Origin of the sequence: Aliinostoc sp. HNIBRCY26 (assembly GCF_050235535.1) — a bacterium.
GTDB lineage: Bacteria > Cyanobacteriota > Cyanobacteriia > Cyanobacteriales > Nostocaceae > Trichormus.
The window spans coordinates 64,661-84,547 of sequence record NZ_CP189852.1 but is presented as its reverse complement, the minus strand read 5'-3'; the positions used below and the strand labels follow the sequence as shown (position 1 = coordinate 84,547).

7 protein-coding genes are annotated in these 19,887 nt (G+C 38.4%); 4 read left to right on the top strand and 3 right to left on the bottom strand.

From position 1 onward, the window contains the following. The first annotated feature begins 8 nt into the window (after positions 1-8). The 4 genes from ACQFX9_RS00400 (at position 9) to ACQFX9_RS00385 (ending at position 14,538) form a co-directional block, all read left to right on the top strand. The gene (locus tag ACQFX9_RS00400) at positions 9-10,460 is read left to right on the top strand and encodes an amino acid adenylation domain-containing protein (protein WP_427160210.1); all 10,452 of its coding nucleotides are present in this window, start codon (positions 9-11) and stop codon (positions 10,458-10,460) included. A gap of 41 nt (positions 10,461-10,501) precedes the next feature. Further along, entirely contained in the window at positions 10,502-11,299 is a 798-nt protein-coding gene (locus tag ACQFX9_RS00395) for an aspartate/glutamate racemase family protein (RefSeq protein ID WP_427160209.1), read from the top strand. An 11-nt stretch (positions 11,300-11,310) separates the two neighbouring features. Further along, entirely contained in the window at positions 11,311-12,321 is a 1,011-nt protein-coding gene (locus ACQFX9_RS00390; protein WP_427160208.1) for a hydroxyacid dehydrogenase, read from the top strand. Between the two features lie 405 nt (positions 12,322-12,726). Then, positions 12,727-14,538: an ABC transporter ATP-binding protein/permease gene (locus ACQFX9_RS00385; protein ID WP_427163042.1), complete on the top strand. Its 1,812-nt coding sequence runs from the start codon at positions 12,727-12,729 to the stop codon at positions 14,536-14,538. Positions 14,539-14,580: 42 nt separating this feature from the next. Here ACQFX9_RS00385 and ACQFX9_RS00380 read toward each other — a convergent pair whose 3' ends face one another. The 3 genes from ACQFX9_RS00380 to ACQFX9_RS00370 form a co-directional block, all read right to left on the bottom strand. After that, the gene (locus ACQFX9_RS00380) at positions 14,581-16,278 is read right to left on the bottom strand and encodes a glycosyltransferase family 39 protein (protein WP_427160207.1); all 1,698 of its coding nucleotides are present in this window, start codon (positions 16,276-16,278) and stop codon (positions 14,581-14,583) included. 88 nt (positions 16,279-16,366) lie between these two features. Further along, positions 16,367-17,614 carry a glycosyltransferase gene (locus ACQFX9_RS00375; protein ID WP_427160206.1) on the bottom strand — a complete coding sequence of 416 codons (1,248 nt, stop codon included), beginning with the start codon at positions 17,612-17,614 and terminating at the stop codon, positions 16,367-16,369. 427 nt (positions 17,615-18,041) lie between these two features. After that, entirely contained in the window at positions 18,042-19,736 is a 1,695-nt protein-coding gene (locus ACQFX9_RS00370; RefSeq protein ID WP_427160205.1) for a glycosyltransferase family 39 protein, read from the bottom strand. Positions 19,737-19,887 lie beyond the last annotated feature (151 nt).

Below are 19,887 nucleotides of genomic sequence, written 5' to 3'. Positions count from 1 at the left end.
ACAAAAGCATGGCTCAAAATACAGATTATAAAAAATTAATAGCCACAACCCTCACAAAAATGGAGGCGATGCAGGCTCGCATTACTGAATTAGAAATTAAACAAAGTGAGCCGGTTGCTGTTGTTGGCATGGGTTGTCGTTTCCCTGGAGGGATAAATTCTCCTGAAGCTTATTGGAATTTTTGTCAAGCTGGATTAGATGCGATTGTAGAAGTTCCTCAAAACCGTTGGGATATCTCGAAATTTTACGCTCCAGAGCCTACCCCCGGCAAAATGAACACTCGTTATGGAGGATTTCTGCAAGAGGATATTACAGAATTTGATGCTCGTTTCTTCTCCATATCTTCTCGCGAAGCGACTTCAATGGATCCTCAACAAAGGTTACTACTGGAAGTGACTTGGGAAGCGTTAGAAAATGCCAATTTACCATCAACTAATTTAGCAGGCGATCGCGTGGGTGTGTTTGTCGGTATCACTAGTGTTGACCACGCGATGACAGTCTACAAAAGCAAGTATGACGAAATCGATTCTTTTTTTGGTACAGGAAACGCCCTGAGTGCAGCAGCAGGTAGGTTATCTTATTTTCTCAACCTGCGCGGCCCTTGTATGTCTATTGATGCCGCCTGTGCTTCTTCATTGGTTGCACTTCACCAAGCTATTCGCAGCTTAAGAAATCATGAGTGCGAAATAGCTTTGGTCGGTGGGGTCAATCTCATCTTAAATCCAGCAATTACAATTAACCTTTCCCAGTCGGGGATGATGTCTCCCGATGGTCGTTGTAAGACCTTTGATGCAGCTGCCAATGGATATGTGCGGGGCGAAGGATGCGGGGTTTTAGTGCTGAAACGCCTGTCTGTCGCTGAAAAAAAGGGCGATCGCATTCTTGCATTACTGCGGGGGTCTGCGGTCAATCATAATGGGGCAGCCGCCGGTTTAACAGTTCCCAGTGGCCCCGCCCAACAAGATTTACTTCGTCAAGCCTTAGCTGATGCTAGAGTCAAGCCCCAGGAAGTTGGGTATATAGAGGCACATGGTACAGGAACTTCTTTAGGTGATCCCATTGAGATGAACGCGATCGCGGCTGTCTATGGAGAGCGATCGCAACCTCTTTATGTCGGTTCTGTGAAGACTAATATCGGGCATCTCGAAGCCGCCGCCGGGATAGCAGGCACAATCAAGACAATTCTCGCCCTCCAAAATGGTGAAATTCCCTCTCATCTCCACTTCCAAGAACCTAATCCCCTGATTAATTGGCAAGGATACCCAATCAAAATTCCTAGTCAAACCATACCCTGGTCTAACAATGGCCAAGTCCGCATGGCTGGAGTGAGTTCCTTCGGGTTTTCGGGAACGAATGCTCATGTAATTATTGAACAAGCACCTGCGGCAAACACACCAGACATTAAACTGCAACGTCCCAGTCATCTGTTGACGATTTCTGCCCATAGCGAACCAGCTTTAAAAGAACTAGCACGACGTTTTCACACCCGCTTCGAGTCTCACCCAGAGATGGGAGATATCTGTCATAGTGCGGCAATTGGGAGGTCATCTTTACCTGAACGTTTAGCGATCGTTGCAGAGACATTGCCAGAGTTGCAACAAAGATTAGCAGCTTTTGCTGAGGAAAAAAATATTGATCAGGGGATTTTCTATCGACGGTTTACAGGAGAAAAACAACCGAAAATAGCCTTTCTTTTCACTGGTCAAGGAGCTTGTTATGCGGGTATGGGTGAGCAACTTTACCAAACCCAACCGACATTTCGTAAATATATTGATCAATGTGCAGACATTTTAGGAAATTATTTAGAGTTTCCACTACAAGAAATATTATTTGGCGATCGCACAGATTTACTCAATCAAACTGCATACGCTCAACCAGCTATATTTGCTTTAGAATACTCACTTGCCATGTTGTGGCAATCTTGGGGAATCAAGCCTAGTTTACTCATTGGTCATAGCGTTGGTGAATATGTTGCAGCTTGTATTGCCGGAGTATTTAGTTTAGAAGCAGGTCTAGCATTAATTGTGAAACGCGGGCAATTAATGCAAACTGCGCCTCTAGGAAAAATGGCTTCAGTTTTTGCAGATGAAGCTACGGTATCTGCGCTCATTCAAGACTATAGTAATACAGTTTCCATTGCGGCTATTAATCATCCTCAACAAATTGTGATTTCTGGAGAAAGTAATAGTATTGATGAGATTGTCGCCAACTGCAAAAGCCAAAAAATAGCGGTTCAATTATTATCAGTTAGCGGGGCTTTTCATTCTCCATTAATGGAGTCAATCTTAGATGATTTTGAAATTGCTGCTCGTGAGGTTTCTTATCACCATCCTCAAATTCTACTACTTTCAGGAATTGACGGACAGCCTTTAGCAACTGCGCCTGATGCAAGTTACTGGAGACAACAAAGCCGTCAAGCTGTGCAGTATTTCCAGAGTCTAATTACGTCGTTAAACAAAGGATATAACCTGTTTTTAGAAGTGGGGCCAAGACCAATACTCGCAGAACAAGGCCGTCGTTATAACGATGAAGCTATCTGGCTGAGTTCTCTCAATAGAGGCTTGGATAACTGGCAGACGATGCTATCATCACTTGCCCAACTCTACATTAATGGAGTTAATTTTAATGCCGAAAAATTCAATGAAGATTACGGCTATAGAAATATTAAATTACCAAATTATCCTTTTCAAAAAAAACGTTTTCAATTTAAATCTACTGTTTTATCAGAATCACATTTAATCAAAGAAGTGCCTTTAGAAAAAGAGCTAATGGAGACTAAAATGACTTTAGCAAAAGTTGCAAATATCACAAAACATCAGCAAGACATCGGTAATCAATTAAAGTCTATCTTGGCTCTGCTACTTAAAGAAGATGAAAATGACATTAGAGATGATGAGACATTATTAAATCTGGGAGCAGATTCGATTATTTTGACCGACTTTGTCCGCAAAATTGAAGAGAAATTTAGTGTAAAAGTCAAGATAGATCAATTATTTACTGATTTACAAACAATTGCCGAAATATCTATTTATCTATCTGATTATATTAAACAGGAACCATCAAACACATCTGATGCAATAGCAATAAATGATATTTTCACTAAAACCTCAGTTCAAGTATCTCCTTCTGAGTCAGAATTAAATAATTATCTGTGGGTGATTTCCCAACTACAACCCATTGCGGTTGCTTATATCTTGAAAGCTTTAGAAGCATTAGGTAGAAGACTAAGTATAGCAGAAACCTGGACAACAGAAAATTTATTAAAAACTTTACCCATTGCCTCAAAATATCAGATTTTAGTTACTCGTTATTTAAAAACTTTAGAGCAAACTGGAATTATTCAAAATCAAGGTACTATATGGATAGTAAAAAGCCTACCTACGCCTTTTTCTTTGACAGAAGCTATAGAGAATTTGCAAACAATTTGTCCAGCAGCAAAACCTGAGTTAGAAATGCTACAACGCTGCGGAGAAAATTTAGCGGAAGTTCTCAAAGGAAACATAGATCCTTTAGAGTTAATTTTCCCAGCAGGTTCAGTTGTCCATGCAGAAAGTATATATGGCAATTCTCCTGTATCTCGTTTGATGAATCAACGAGTAGCCCAAGCAATTAACTCTATTTTAAATAATTTTTCTAGTAGCGATCGCCCTTACCAAATTATTGAAGTGGGAGGTGGTACAGGTGCGACATCTGAAGCAATTGTTAATAATTTAAATCTCAATCATACAACTTATTCTTTTACTGAAATTTCTCCTGTCCTCCTCAATAAAGCGCGGCAAAAATTTAAAAATAGACATAATTTCAACTTCCATCAATTAGATATTGAAAAGTCACCAGTTGCCCAAGGGTTAACAGCACATTCTTATCACATAGTTGTTGCTGCTAACGTGCTTCATAGTACCCGAAATATTACAGAAACACTCAATAATATTCGAGCACTACTAATACCTGGTGGTTACTTGGTACTACTAGAAACAGTAGAAAATAATTCATGGCTTGATTTAACTTTTGGACTCACACCAGGATGGTGGCGTTTTCAAGATCAAGAGTTACGTTCAGATACTCCCTTGCTAAGTGGAGAAAACTGGTGTACTGCTTTAAAACGTTGCGGTTTTGTGACTGCGGATAGTTTCTCTAAACAAAATAATCTCAGCATCTACAATGGGCAAGAGTTAATCATTGCTTCCACCTCTCCTGAAATTGCTATTAATCACCAATCAAAAACAGTAGCTATATCAACACCAACCTCTGGAAAAGAAGCTTTGATGATGGCTCAACTGCAATCTTTGAAAGAACTCAAAGATATTCATGAAAAAACTATTATTAAGCAATTAGAAATTCTCCAATCTGCACCTGTCGCACCCAGCAATAAATCAGAAGTTTTGTTGATTCCAACAGAAACTGCGCCTACTCCTAAAACCAGCAAAATAGAAACCACTACTCCTAGCCAAAAAACCAGTTCTCCAAATTTAAACCCACTAGCTTTAAAGCTGACAGAGAGTAAATCTTTAACAGAACAACAGCAAGCTTTTATTCAAAAATTACAGATTATTTATAATCAAAAAACGGCAAAATCCAAGGCATATTCGCAAAACAGCCGGAAGACGATGGTTGATGTGAAACCTACTATTGACTTCCGTATGGCTTTAAAAGAATTTCAGTATCCCATTGTTTCCGAATCAGCCCAAGGCGCATATTTTCGTGATATCGATGGCAATGATTACATCGACTTAGCAATGGGGTTTGGTGTTAACTTTTTTGGGCATAGTCCTGATTTTGTGTTGACAGCAATTCAGCAACAAATGCAACACGGAATTGGATTAGGAATGCAATCGAATATTGCAGCAGAAACAGCTGCTTTAATTTGTGAAATGACAGGTGTAGAACGAGTTGCTTTTAGTAATACTGGCACAGAAGCGATTATGGCAGCAGTTCGTATTGCTCGTTCTCGGACAAAACGCCAAAAAATTGTGATTTTTGCTGGTTCTTATCACGGCACTTTTGATGGCATTTTAGCGCGCGCTGGCGAGGAAGCGGGAACAGCTCAACCATTGAGTCTTGGTACACCATCAGGAATGGTTGAAGATGTTATAGTTCTTACCTATGGAGCAGAAGAAAGTCTAGAAATAATTGCTGCTCAAGCTGATAATTTAGCAGCAGTTTTAGTAGAACCTGTGCAGAGCCGTAAACCTGATTTACAGCCTCAAGAATTTATCCAAAAATTACGTAAATTGACTCAACAAAAAGAAATCGCCTTAATTTTTGATGAGATTATTACGGGATTTCGTATTACTCCAGGAGGGGCGCAGGAATGGTTTGGAGTTGAGGCAGATATCGTAGTTTATGGTAAGGCAATTGGTGGTGGTTTACCTATCAGTATGATCTGTGGTAAAGCAGATTTCTTAGATACAGTTGATGGCGGTTTCTGGAGTTATGGAGATGATTCCCATCCACAAACAGAATTAACTGCTTATGGTGGGACTTTCTGTCGTCATCCTCTGGCTTTGGCGGCTTGTCGTGCAGTGCTTTTACATCTAAGTGAACAAGGCGCAACGCTTCAAGAAAGGGTAAATCAATTAACTAATCGATTAGCGACTGAAGTTAATCAGTTCTTTCAAGAAACAGGAATTCCTATCCGCATTGTGCATTTTGGCTCGTTGTTTCGTTTTGAATCTTCTGGTGCTTATAGTATTTTCCTCAAACCTATCGAATTACCACTCTTTTACTACTTATTAAATCTCAAAGGTGTGTATACATGGGAAAAACGAGTTTGTTTTCTCTCAACTAGTCATACGAATGAAGATATAGATAAAGTGGTAGCTGCTGTCAAAGAAGCAATTATAGAACTGCGACAAGCAGGTTTTTTTGCAAACGCTAAACCACCACAAACAAAGAAAAGAGAAGTAAGCGATGATCATTCTGATGATGAAGATGGTAGGAATAATTTAAACCAGCAATTTCCTACCAGTGAAGGGCAACGTCAGCTTTGGCTATTGGCAGAATTAGATACAACCGCTTCAGCGTCATATAATGTGACTACTTCTTTAGAATTGCGTGGTGCTTTAGATATTTCATCTTTGCAACAAGCGATTAATGAAGTAGTGAATCGCCACGAAGCATTGCGAACCAAAATCATAGAACAAGGCGAACTACAGGAAGTTATCAATAGTGTCAAAATTGACCTACCATTAATCAATTTGATGGATGAAGATAACCCAGAAGCAACTGCTTTAGTCTTGAGAACTGAGTTATCTCAAAAGCCTTTTGACTTGGGTGTTGCTCCTTTATTTGCGGCTGTGCTGATGCGTTTAGCACCTGAACATTATCTGCTAACTTTAAAAACTCATCATATTGTGGCAGATGGTTGGTCACTAGGGCTAATCTTGAATGAAATCGGCAATCTTTATTCAGCAAAAATCGGCATTGCTACAGAATATTTAACGCCACCAATGCAGTTTCGCAGATATTTAGCTTTGCGACAGCAAGAAGCGCAAAGCCAACAAATGCAAGAACATCGTGATTTTTGGTTGAAAACTTATGAGGGGGAAATCCCTGTATTTGAACTTCCTACAGACTTTCCTCGTCCTGCTGTCAAAACTTACACAGGTGGTAGAGAAAGTAAAATTATTGCTCCCCAACTATGGCAAAATTTACAGACTGTAGGACGCAAAAATCAAGCAACATTATTTATGACAATGTTCGCGGCTTACACAGCTTTTTTGCGACGCATTTCTGGTCATGATGATTTAGTAATTGGTATTCCTATTTCTGGGCGACAATTTGAGGGAAGCGAAAAATTAGTTGGCTTTTGTTCGCAATTTTTACCGATTCGTATCCAGACAGATGTCACTGCTTCTTTTGTTGGACATCTCCGTCACACCAAAGAAACACTCATCGCCGCTTTTAAACACCAAAGTCACGCCTTAGAAGAATTATTAGCAGCGTTACAATTACAACGTGATTTTTCGCGTTCTGCTCTGATTTCAGTCTCTTTCAATCTTGACCCTAAATTAACTTTACCTGAATTTGAAGGATTGAATGTATCACTACCACCAGAGCCAATTGGTTACACTCCTTTCGATTTAGGCTTTAATTTCATCGAAGTCAATGATGCACTAATTATCTACTGCAACTACAATACAGAACTGTTTAAGCCGGAAACTATCAAACAGTTTCTAGAAAGTTTTGAAATTCTGATGCAGGGGGTAACTAAAGATGCCAATAGTTTACTTTCTGAGTTGCCTTTATTAACACAAGTGCAGCAGGAAGAATTATTGGCAGAATTAACAGGGTCAACAATAAAATTACCCCAAAATTATACAATCATTGATGACTTTATTGCTCAAGTTAAATCTACACCAAATGCACCTGCATTAATAGTTGGGGAAACGACTTTTACCTATCGAGAATTGAATGAGAAGGTAAATTGTTTAGCTAATTACTTACGTGAAAAATATCACATTAGTTCTGGGCAGGCGATCGCACTCGCAATCGGACGCAATCAAAACTTAATTATTGCCATTCTAGCTACTTTTAAAACTGGGGCGACATATGTGCCTATAGACCCCCAATATCCTAGCAGTCGCATCGATTTTATTTTAAAGGATAGTGGCTGTCATCTCTGTCTCACCGAGAGTAATTTTGTCTCTCAATTACCCCAAGAAATCGAAGCAATCTGCTTAGATAAAATCGACAATATTTTGGCAGATTTTGACATAACTGAGCCTAATTGCCAACCAGACAATAACCAAATTGCCTATATTTTATACACTTCTGGCTCTACAGGAAACCCTAAAGGAGTCATGGGTCGTCACATTTCTATTTTGAATGTAATTCGGAGTTTACGACTGACATTTAACTTAGATAAACATCCTGAATGGCGTTATATCTTCACTGCACCTGTTACCCATGATCCATCTTTTCGTAATATTTTCCTACCTTTAACCATAGGTGCTGCTTTGTATATGTACGAAGTACAGCATATAGGGCATTTAGTTGACTTTTTACAGGAAAATCAAATCAATGCGCTGCACACAACGCCATCTATTTACCGAGAAATTTTAGCTGTACTTGCACCCGAAGAAACTATCCCCAGCTTAAAATATATCTCTTGCGGGGGAGAAAAATTAGACCGAGAAACTGCGATCGCTTTACGAAAACGCTTCCCTGCTGAAATTGTCAGCAATGTCTACGGTTCTACCGAAACTTGTGTAGGGGTATCTCAATATACAATAGACGAAAATTTAAATACAGACGTACCTCTTGGTCAAGTTTTCCATAACAATCGATTATTTGTTTTAGATGAATTCAATAACCCCGTACCTCTACACGTAATCGGCGAAATTTGCGTAGAAGGTGCAGCATTAGCAGTTGGTTATCGTAACCTTCCTGAAATTACCAAAGAAAAATTTCAACCCAGTTTTCTAAATCCAGAAAAAATTCTCTTTAGAACGGGAGATTTAGGTAAACAAATTGCCCCAGGTGTAATTGAATTTATAGGGCGAAAAGATAATCAAGTTAAGGTCAATGGCTATCGTGTAGATCCAGGTGAAATTGAATACCAAATTAGTCGCTACGCCCAGATTGAGAAAGCAATTGTGTTACCTATAGAGGTAAATAATCAAACTCAATTATCTGCCTATTGTCAAACTGATAAAGAGATAAAAATTTCAGAAATTAGAGAATTTTTAGCTAACTCTTTGCCAGTTTATATGATTCCGACTTCCTTTATTTTATTAAAGCAATTTCCCTTAACTAAACATGGCAAACTTGACTTGCGATCGCTTGTCGCCCTCAAGCCAACAGATAAATTAACACAAGTCTCTTATACTGCACCACGTAATACTTTAGAGTCAAAGCTAGTACATATTTGGGAAAAAATTCTCACTAAACATCCCATTGGAATTTTTGATAACTTTTTTGAAATCGGCGGACACTCTCTCCTACTTTCTAGAGTAGTTACTCACGTCCATAAAGAATTAAATGTATTAGTTAAATTAGCTGATTTCTTTAAAGTTCCCACAATTCTTGGATTAGCAGCTTTAATATCTAAAGCTCAATCTAACTATCAAGAACCAATACCAGCGATAACTCCACAAGCATCTTATCCCATGTCTCATGGGCAACGCCGTCTCTGGGCTTTAGAATTCCTCGATCATAACCATTATGCTTACGGAATGCCCAGTGCTTATCAATTCAATGGTGATTTAAATATTGCTGCCTTTGAAAATGCTTTTAAAAAATTGATAGAACGCCATGAAATTTTACGCACTACGTTTACTTTAATCAATAACGAACCGCGTCAAATAGTAAACGAGCAGATGGATTTTGCAGTCAATCAAATAGACTTAATCGATGATGAAAACCAAGCGGTAAAAATTGCTGAAGCTATTCGTGACAATGCCAAAACTACTTTTAATTTAGAAACAGGGCCTTTACTCAAGATTAATGTACTCAAGCTGAGTCAACAGAGTAATATAGTCATATTTAATATGCACCACATCATTTCCGATGGTTGGTCAGCAGGCGTTTTAATTAAAGATTTTCTGGCACATTATCATGCCTATGGAAACGAGAATGTAGAATTACCGTCACCTCTAAGAGTTCATTATAAAGACTATACTTCCTGGCAAGATCAGCAACTCCAAACACCAAAATTACAAGCACAACGAGATTACTGGTTGACTAAGTTGACTCCCGCGCCAACACCTCTTGATTTACCTTTAGATCATATTCGTCCAGCAGTACAAAGTTTTGCTGGCTCTGCGGTTATCTGGAAACCAAATCAAGAATTAATTAAGGATTTTGAGGTATTAAATAAGACCCAAGAAGCTAGTTTATTTATGGGCTTACTAACCTTAGTTAAAGGTTTTCTGTTTCGCTATACAGAGCAGAATGAAATTACCGTAGGCTCTCCCATCGCTGGAAGAAATCATCCTGATTTAGAGGAACAAATAGGCTTTTATGTGAATACTTTAGTCTTACGCGACCAAATAGCAGTAGACGATAGCTTTGCGACTTTACTGGCAAAAGTGAAAACGACCACAATAGAGGCATATGATCACCAAGAATATCCCTTTGATAAACTAGTATCAGATTTAAATTTTAAACGCGATCCTAGCCGTAACCCTCTATTTGAGGTTGTAGTTGTCCTGCAAAATAATCAAAATGTAGAGCTAGAAATAGATGGAGTTACTATTAATACTCTTGAGCAGGAACTTGTTACTGCTAAATTTGATCTAGAATTCATTTTTGTGGACGAAGCGGAATTCTACTTGAAGTTAATCTACAACACAGATATATTCGCTAGCGAACGTATTTCATTGATGATTAAGTTGCTAGAAACTCTTCTAGAAGCAGTAGTCAAATCTCCCGACACACCACTATTGAAACTAGGCGATCGCATAGATAAATTCAGTCAAGAAGATAACGGTCTTTTCGCTACAAATTTTAATTTTTAGTAATCTCTACAACTAAACAATTGCAAATTTGGAGAAAAATTATGAATCAAAAACTACCAGTGTTAGGAGTTTTAGGCGGAATGGGGCCTGTCGTTACTGTTGAATTTCTCAAAACTATTTATGAATATAACCAGTATATCGACAACGAACAAGAAGCACCCAACGTTATTGTTTTCTCACTTCCTGCTGCACCAGATCGCACGACTTCAGTGCATAGCGGAAATGAAAGAGAATTCATTGATTTTGTGCAAATACATTTAGAAAAACTCAATCAATTAGTAGACCGCATAGTGATTGGTTGTTGTACTGCTCATTATGCTTTGGCTCATCTCCCAGAACATCAGACTAATAAAGTAATTTCTTTAATTAAAATTGCTGATCAACAACTACAGGCACATAACGAACCTGCGCTTTTACTTGCAGGTTCAGGGACTTACAAGAAGAAATTGTTTGAGCAAGGCTGTACTGCTGCGAATCTGATTATTTCTCCAGATGAAAAAGATCATCATTTAATTCACGAGATGATTTTTAAAGTATTAAAACGAGGACACAACCCCATAATAATTCTTGAAGATGTCCAAAAACTGTTAGATAAATATAATACTCGTTCCTTTATTTCTGGTTGTACAGAATTTCATATTCTCGCCAAATATCTCAAGCTTAATAGCATTGATTCTATGAAAGCGATTGACCCTTTAACTACTATTGCCGAGAACTTTTTTCAGTTATTAGATTTATCCTCATCTAATTCTGATTTGCTGACAACAACAATGAAGTTATCTCAGCAATTTCATTCATCAAATATTGAGTCCAAAACATCGTTATATCAAACAAATTAAGGTTAATTACCATGACAGCTATTTTCCCCCAAACTTCCCCAACTAAGACTAAAAATCATAAAGTTCTGTTAATTGGGAAAATGTATGATGAGACAGGTGAACAACTGCTCGCAGAATACACTAACATCGAGATTATCAAAGAACCAACACAGCATCAAATCCATGAAGCTATTCAAGATGTATCTGGCGTATTTGTCCGTTATCCTACCAAATTAGATGCCCAAGCAATTGGATTAGCAAAAAATTTAAAAGTTATTAGTACCTCTGGATTCGGAACTGATGCAATTGATATTGCTGCTGCAACAAAACGGGGAATTGTCGTAGTTAATAATCCTGGCTTGTCAACAACTGCTGTAACAGAACACACGATTTCCATGATTTTAGCACTTGCTAAAAAACTAACTTTTCTCAATGAATGTGTCAAAGCAGGAAACTACTTAATTCGTAATCAGGTACAACCAATTCAAGTCGAAGGAAAAACCCTTGGGATTGTTGGTTTGGGAAGGATTGGTAGTGCTGTTGCGAAAATTTGTAGTACAGCATTGCAGATGAGAGTTTTAGCATACGATCCTTATGTCCCCAGCAGTAAAGCAGAAGCCGTCAGTGCAACTTTAGTACAAGATTTAGACTACCTACTTACTGAATCTGACTTTGTATCTTTGCATCCTGAGCTAACTGATGAGACTTGTGAAATGTTTGCTCTAGAAGCTTTTAAGAAAATGAAGCCCACTGCTTTTTTAATCAATACATCTCGTGGGAAGATAGTTCGCCAAGAAGATTTAATTACAGCTATACGCGAAAAATTGATAGCAGGATCTGCTATCGATGTGTTTGAACCAGAACCTCCAGCTATTGATAATCCTTTATATGAGTTTGACAATGTAATTTTCTCACCTCATCTAGCTGGAGTTACACCTGAAGCTGGTATGGCTGCTGCACTTTCCGCAGCTAATCAAATACTGCAAGTGCTTCAGGGCGAGAAGCCGCCTTACATTGTCAATCCTGAAGTTTGGAATTCATAATTTGGTTCTTCATTACCTGTTATGATAAAAACGTCTATTAATTAGCTCATATACCTTGCTGGGCAAGAAAAAAAGCTTTTAATCTTGACGTTTTAGATTTGGGGAAAAAATCTAAGTTGTAAATGCCTGAAACACCGGGTTTTTTGACTTTAGTATAACACCTACGGAAGAGCCACTTTTTACCTCAAAACAAAAACAATGGCTTGGCATTATTATCAAATAGTTTTGCTGTATTTCTGTTTGAGAAATATAGCAAAATTGTTTTGTGAGATAATAAATTTGTTCAAATATATATCAATATTAATGATGTATTTTCCTGATTTTATATCTATAACTGATGAAACAGAAAACAAAGTTTTACAATAATTTATAATACTAAAAAATTATTTTTGCAAGATGTCTAATATGCAAAATCAAGTTATTTATAATCAATCTTCAAAAAATACCGCTTTCCTAGCTAATTTTACTCAATTTTGGGAATCTGTAAAAGCGATCGCCGCCCCCTACTGGTTTCCAACAGAGTCAGGTATAAGAGCATTTTCAGATGTGATTAAAGGCTGGGGGATGCTCTTTCTCCTCATTTTATTAATCATTGGGCTGGTGAGCGTAACAGCATTTAATAGCTTCGTTGATCGCTATTTAGTCGATGTTATTGTTCAAGATAAAGATGTTACTAAATTTTTTCAAACGTTAGCACTGTACGCCTTTGGGCTGCTCTTAATCACCCTGTTAACAGGATTTTCTAAATTCGTCAGAAAAAAAATTGCCCTTGATTGGTATCAATGGCTGAACAAACAGATTTTAGAAAAATATTTTAGCAATCGTGCTTATTATAAAATCAATTTTAGCTCCGATATCGATAACCCAGACCAACGTCTATCTCAAGAAATCGAACCTATTGCCAGGACTGCTCTCAATTTTTCTGCTACTTTGTTGGAAAAAATCCTGGAAATGACAACTTTTTTAATAATTCTGTGGTCAATTTCCAAACTAGCAGTAGCTATTCTACTTACTTATACTCTTATAGGTAATCTAATTGCTGTTTTTTTGAGTCAAGCATTAGATAAGATTACCCAAGAGGAACTTGAATCTAAAGCAAGCTACAACTACAGCCTTACTCATGTTCGGAATCATGCTGAATCTATAGCTTTTTTCCAAGGAGAAAGCCAAGAATTAAATATAATTGAGCGCAGATTTAATAATCTCTTAAAAAATTCTGAAAGCAAAATTGATTGGGAAAAAAATAAAGACATTTTTAATAGAGGATATCGATCTGTAATCCAATTGTTTCCGTTTTTAATATTTGCGCCTGCCTATATTCGAGGTGAAATTGATTTTGGACAAGTTAACCAAGCGGTTATAGCTTGTAGTATGTTTGCTAATGGTTTGGCAACATTAATTGATGAATTTGGAACTTCTGGAAGATTTTCGAGTTATGTTGAGCGTTTAGCTTATTTCTCTGATGCTTTAGAAGTTGTTACCAAACAACCAGAGAATGTCAGCACTATTAAAACCATAGAAGAAAATCGTCTGGCTTTTGAGGATCTTACCTTACAAACGCCTAACTATGAACAGGTAATTGTTGAAGACTTATCATTGTCGGTTCAACCAGGAGAAGGTTTATTGATTGTCGGCCCTAGTGGTCGCGGTAAAAGTTCACTATTGCGTGCGATCGCCGGTTTGTGGAATGCCGGAACTGGCCGTTTAGTGCGACCTTCCCTAAAAGACCTGCTGTTTTTACCCCAACGACCTTACATTATTTTAGGAACTTTGCGCGAACAGTTGCTTTATCCTAATAGAAATCGTCAGATGACCGATGCAGAACTCAAAGAAATATTGCAAAAAGTGAACCTGCAAAACTTGCTCAGTCGCATTGATAGTTTTGATACTGAGCTTCCTTGGGAAAACATATTATCACTAGGAGAACAACAACGCCTGGCTTTTGCACGCCTATTAGTGACTCATCCTAGTTTTACTATCTTAGATGAAGCAACTAGTGCTTTGGATTTGAATAATGAAGGGAATTTATATCAACAGTTACAAGAGGCGAAAACAACATTTATTAGTGTTGGCCATAGAGAAAGTCTACTTGATCATCATCAATGGGTTCTAGAACTTGTAGAAAATTCTAGTTGGAAACTCCTGAGTGTCAACGATTATCGCCATCAAAAAACAATTGTTCAGAATTCTTCCCAAAATTCTGAAATTACTTCCTAATCAAGAGTCCTAAAATCTCATTTCCATGTGATTAAGCAGCCACTAAAATTCAAAATCCAAAGTAGGACTAATTTTGCACTGGTAAACTTTGTACTCATAACCGTTAATCGCTGGTAAAGACTGACTATGCTCTGTGCAATTTTTTACAGCTTCGTCAATAGGAGCATGGAAATTTACCAGCCATAAATCAAAGAAATGTGGTAATTGATTGAGGGTATTTTCTAGAGTTCTAGTAGCTAAATTGACATCTTTATCTTGATGAGCTAACAAAAATAATGGTGCAGGATTTGTCACATTTTTGATTCTGAATTCCCTAGCTATACCCATCATTTCCCCGATTTGAACGTGAGTAATTTGGGTAGTAGCAATGAGTACGGGAACTTGAGATGTTTGTTGAATTAATCTCACAAATAAATCAGGGCGATAGTATTTTTGATATCCCAGATTGCAGATAACTGTAATTGCACTCAAAAATCCCATCATCCAAATTAATATCACGGCTTTTTTCTGCTGGAAATTTTGCCAAATGACAGCTAAATTCGCCCCTAGCAAAACGATAACAGCCGGGAAGTAGACAAAGTTATAACGCGCACCTCTAGTTAAGTCTATGCCCAGGAAATAGGTAAATACAAAAAATAGGGCGATCGCACCTATCACTAATCCAATTAACACCCGTGTTTCTAATTGCGTTTCTGGTGTCTGTAATTGTACTTTCAATGCCCTGGCGAAAATCGGTGCAGCCCAAATTATAAAGATGAGCATCACTAAACCGGAAGCAATCACAATCCATAACTGTGGCGATTCTACTGGTAACAAGTACAACATTGTTACCCAAGCAGCAAAAGCTTGAAAAAATGGACTTATCCAGGCAAATCCTACACGGGGTTGCTGTATCCAGTCTGTTAATTTATCACCATAGCTATTCTGTAAAAAGACTGGTAGCCAAACTATACCAGTGATAAACGTACCTAAAATCACAGCATAGATGCGCCGCCAAGGGGGAGATAAAAATACTTTGGGGAATATTTTGGGGCTATTATGAATTTTGCGCCCAGCTAAAACTATTAATACTAAGCCTTCTGTAAACAGAGTCAGCACAAAGAAATAATGGGTGGCGATACCCAAAGCATTAATAATTATCCATGACAACGCTAAGGGAATGGGTAGCTGTGTTTGGTTTTGGATGTGGCGTGTAGTAATCACAAAGCAGGTGAGGGAAGCAATCACCCACAAGATGGCTAGAGTATAGTGACGGGCTTCTTGTGCCAAAAAAATCGCGTATGGTGAGACAGCCATCATCGCCGCCGCTAAATGAGCTACAATTCGGGAACGAAAAACAATCCAACCGAAGATATACATCGCCGGAATCGAAATAGCCCCGAAAATCGCCGCTAAAGATCGCGCCCCCCACAAAGATACTAAACCCTGTTGTGTGGGAAATAACTGCATCCACAGATGGGATAAAGCAAAGTAAATCGGGGGGTGGTTAGTTTCGTGGCTGAGGTGTTTCCAGACATCATTGAGACTGGCTGCGGCGTGTGGTTGCAGTGGTTGCAATAATATCTCAGGAGCGATCGCTTGATCTAGAGGTACTCCTAGAAAACTATTCCCTAAGCTAAACACCAATGTGGAAAATTCATCAGTCCAAGGGGGCTTGGCTGTAAGATTGGTTAAACGTAAGCCCAGGCCGATGATGAACCACAAAAGTAACATCAGAGGATGAAACCAACGAGATGTCATGGTAGAGTGCCAGTTATACAAACGCATCTATAAATTTTTGTGTCAATTTGTATATCTTAGACTTCCATCGTTGATTTAAGTTCGCTGATTATTTTACGTCAGTAACTCGCCAGCTGAGTTTTAAGTTTACCCAGAAATTCCAGATGGTGGCGATCACGATCGCAATCAGGTTAGCAATATAGCGATTGCGAATTAAGAAATTAAACACCACATTTAATACTAAAACGTTCAACATTAACCCCGCCAAGCAAATCGCGTTGAATTTTAAAAATCTTTTTAACCGTTGATGCCATTGTTGCTGTCTCATGGAGACATCCGCAAATGTCCAAGCATCATTCCACAAGAAATTATTAAAAATGGCAATTTCTCCAGCGATAATTTTACTGCGAGTCAACGGTAAGCCCAAGGTAGAAGGATCACTGAGTAAATACAGCATCGCCATATCGACAAACACCCCACTTAAGCCCACCAAGCCAAACCGCAAAAATCGCCCCATAGGAAAATTTGCTGCTAGCTGATTAATGCGTTTCAGGCGACCTGTGGATAAACGTAATCGGATTAAATGGTGAATATATTCAACATATTGCTTCCACGTTACCTTGCTTTCACCTTCTTTGCGCTCACAGAATACATAGCCAACTTCCGCAATCTTTTGGATATTACCCCGTCCAATTACTTCTAGCAGAATTTTATAACCTACAGGGTTGAGTGTCGCCCCAGCAATGCTGCTACGTCTGACCATAAAATAACCACTCATCGGGTCAGAAACTCTCCCCAAGACTCCTGGTAAGATAATTAAACCTAATATCTGCGCGCCACGAGATAAGAAACGTCTAATAGCACTCCAACTACTCACACCGCCCCCATCCACATGACGGCTAGCGACTGCCATATCTGCTCCCTGGGAAATTTGCGACAATAGTTGTGTCAATACTTCTGGTGGATGCTGCAAATCTCCGTCAATCACACCTAAAACTTGACCCCTAGCAACTTGCCAACCCCGAATCACGGCTGAGGATAATCCCCTTTCCCCTTGTCGCCGCATCACCCGCAATTGTGGATATTCCTTGGTTAATAATTGCGCCACTTCCCACGTCAAATCAGGACTATCATCATCGACAACAATTAATTCGTAGTCTTCAGGAATATATTCATTTAATGTCTGAGTCAAAATTTGTACGACACTGTGAATATTGTCCCGTTCTTTGTAAGTGGGAATTACCAACGAAAAGCCAATATCTGATGCAATTTCTCCCTCATTAATAGGTGGTAAATCAGAAATCTGTAAAGGGCCAGTGGGAACTGCTAATAACGTGCTGGATGAGTTGACATTCATAAACTAGATTAAAAATAATACAATAGAGTTTACAAACTGATGCTTTTCCGTATCAACAGATGTGAATTCGTGATCTATGTAGCTTTTGAAACTGAACATCAGCACATTACCTTTAAGTATATTATGCACAAGGTTAGTAAAATCAGCCAAAACTGAAAATCAATCATGGTGATTGTGCCAGCTTTTTACTTAATTTGAGTTCATATATAGGATTCCTATTTGATTTTTGAACAGAACTCAGTACACTTTGATTTCTTCTTTCCTTCTTTCCTTTTCCCTGTTCCCTGTTCCCTGTTCCCTGTTCCCTGTTCCCTCCATACGCAAATAATTTCAGGAATCAAAGCTGATTCCTATAGGAATCATATTTGATTTGGAGAAAAGAACTCAGTACAACTATGTTACTTCTTTTCCTGTTCCTTATTTTCTTTCATTGATTGTGAGAGTGGGTGTAAAGCTTGAGAGTAAAATCGTCTATGTCCATTGTCCCTCTGAGATTTTGAGTTTGTTGGAGATTAAATTTCGGCGATAAAACTTGCTGAATATTCTGCTGTGCTGTCTGGATTTCTGCGGCTGTTTTTAACCTAGACCAAACAGGATCGGCACTGTCTAACCAAATAACTCGTTGATATTGATTTTTTTCATCGTTTAATACGTTGGCTAAGGAATCTGCTAATTTATTCGGACTTTCCGCTAATAGCATCACAGGCAGTTGTGGAGGAATATAATAAGCTAGGCGCATCACATGACCCCAAGCTTTAGAATTCATCGCAATTAGTGTTGAGTGATTGTTTTCTTGGGTAACTACATTGGCAATTTGATGGAATACGGTACGTTGTCTCAAACTAAAATCACTAATGCCAATTCCCAGGTACAATATTAATAAACTAGCAGCTATAATGGTGCGTTTTTGCTGGGATACTGCTCGTTCTAGCCACACAACAAATAATAGTAAACATCCAGGTAGAATAATAATCGTTGTTCTGCCCCAACCAAAACCCAAGGTATTCTTTTTAGTAATAATATCTACAGCTAAACTTAGTAATAAAGGGGAGATACCTAAAATTACAGATGTAAACAAATTTTGCTGTTCATTTTTATGCCACAGATGCAAACTACAGATGAGCATAAAAACTACCACTAACACCCCAAAAGCGGCAACGCTGATCACTGGTAAACGTGTTACCCAATCACCTACCAATATATTAGTGCCGAGGGTGTAAAAGAAATCTTGTAGATGGTTGAAAAATGCGGTGATGATTCCTTGTTGAGCCGTAAACCGATTCAAGTCAGCATTGCGGAGTTGTCTAATTCCACCCCAGAGAAACCAAGGTATAGTGACCATAACCGCAGTAGCTAAACGTAAGCCATGTTGCCACCAATGTTTTCGATCAAGATAAATTACTAAAATTGCCAGAGTAATTACCCAATAAGCATATAAATAAAATGTGAGTAACCCAGCTGCCACGGCTGTAATGAAGAGAATATCCAAGAATAACCGATGCTGTAGATTTTTGGTAGATGGCTCTGTTGGCTGATGATTAATTATATGTATCAGTGCAACTGCACTGAGTGAAGTCCACAACACCAAAGGCGCATACATTCTCACGTTAAGAGAATGAAATAGATAAAAGGGGTTAACGGCGATAAAGGCTGCAAGTAATAAGCCGCTACGGTGGTTGAGGAGAACTTTACCTAAGCTGTAACTACTAAAAATCGCTGCAATACTAAATAGTACATTCAAACTCCGCATCGCGGCTTCGCCGTTACCAAAAAGACGCAACCATAAATGTTGACTCAGAAAAAATATCGGTGGGTGAGGTTCTCCATTGAGTAAATTCAAAATCAGCTTTTTGATGGTGGAAATCAGATCACTCAGATTCGATTCCAAAGGTAGCTTTAGTAAAGAGGTATAATCGGCTAACAGAACTGGTAAGTCTCTGGGTGTGCTATAGCCACCTTTGTTTCCATTAGAAAGCAGTAATGAGAGAACTTCGTCGTACCAAAACTCTCGACTACCTAAATTTACTATTCTCAACAGTATAGCGATCGCGATCGCCGCTAAAGCTAGTTTTTCCACAGAAACCAGCTTCTTCGAGTTAATCAATGGCAAACCTAAATCCATATATTTACTGATATTTAATTGTCATTCTAATTACATAAATTTGGCATTCTTTGACAATTTAATGACTCTCTGACTATTTTCACAAGGGGATATTTACTTATAGGTAAATACAATTTTTCTATGGTGATAAAAGCTATTTAGTTAAGAAGAA

What these genes read in the sequence shown, in the direction of transcription:
- ACQFX9_RS00400 (WP_427160210.1), top strand. Translation starts at nt 9, where the DNA reads ATGGCTCAAAATACAGATTATAAAAAATTAATAGCCACAACCCTCACA.
- ACQFX9_RS00395 (WP_427160209.1), top strand. Translation starts at nt 10,502, where the DNA reads ATGAATCAAAAACTACCAGTGTTAGGAGTTTTAGGCGGAATGGGGCCT.
- ACQFX9_RS00390 (WP_427160208.1), top strand. Translation starts at nt 11,311, where the DNA reads ATGACAGCTATTTTCCCCCAAACTTCCCCAACTAAGACTAAAAATCAT.
- ACQFX9_RS00385 (WP_427163042.1), top strand. Translation starts at nt 12,727, where the DNA reads ATGCAAAATCAAGTTATTTATAATCAATCTTCAAAAAATACCGCTTTC.
- ACQFX9_RS00380 (WP_427160207.1), bottom strand. Translation starts at nt 16,278, where the DNA reads ATGACATCTCGTTGGTTTCATCCTCTGATGTTACTTTTGTGGTTCATC.
- ACQFX9_RS00375 (WP_427160206.1), bottom strand. Translation starts at nt 17,614, where the DNA reads ATGAATGTCAACTCATCCAGCACGTTATTAGCAGTTCCCACTGGCCCT.
- ACQFX9_RS00370 (WP_427160205.1), bottom strand. Translation starts at nt 19,736, where the DNA reads ATGGATTTAGGTTTGCCATTGATTAACTCGAAGAAGCTGGTTTCTGTG.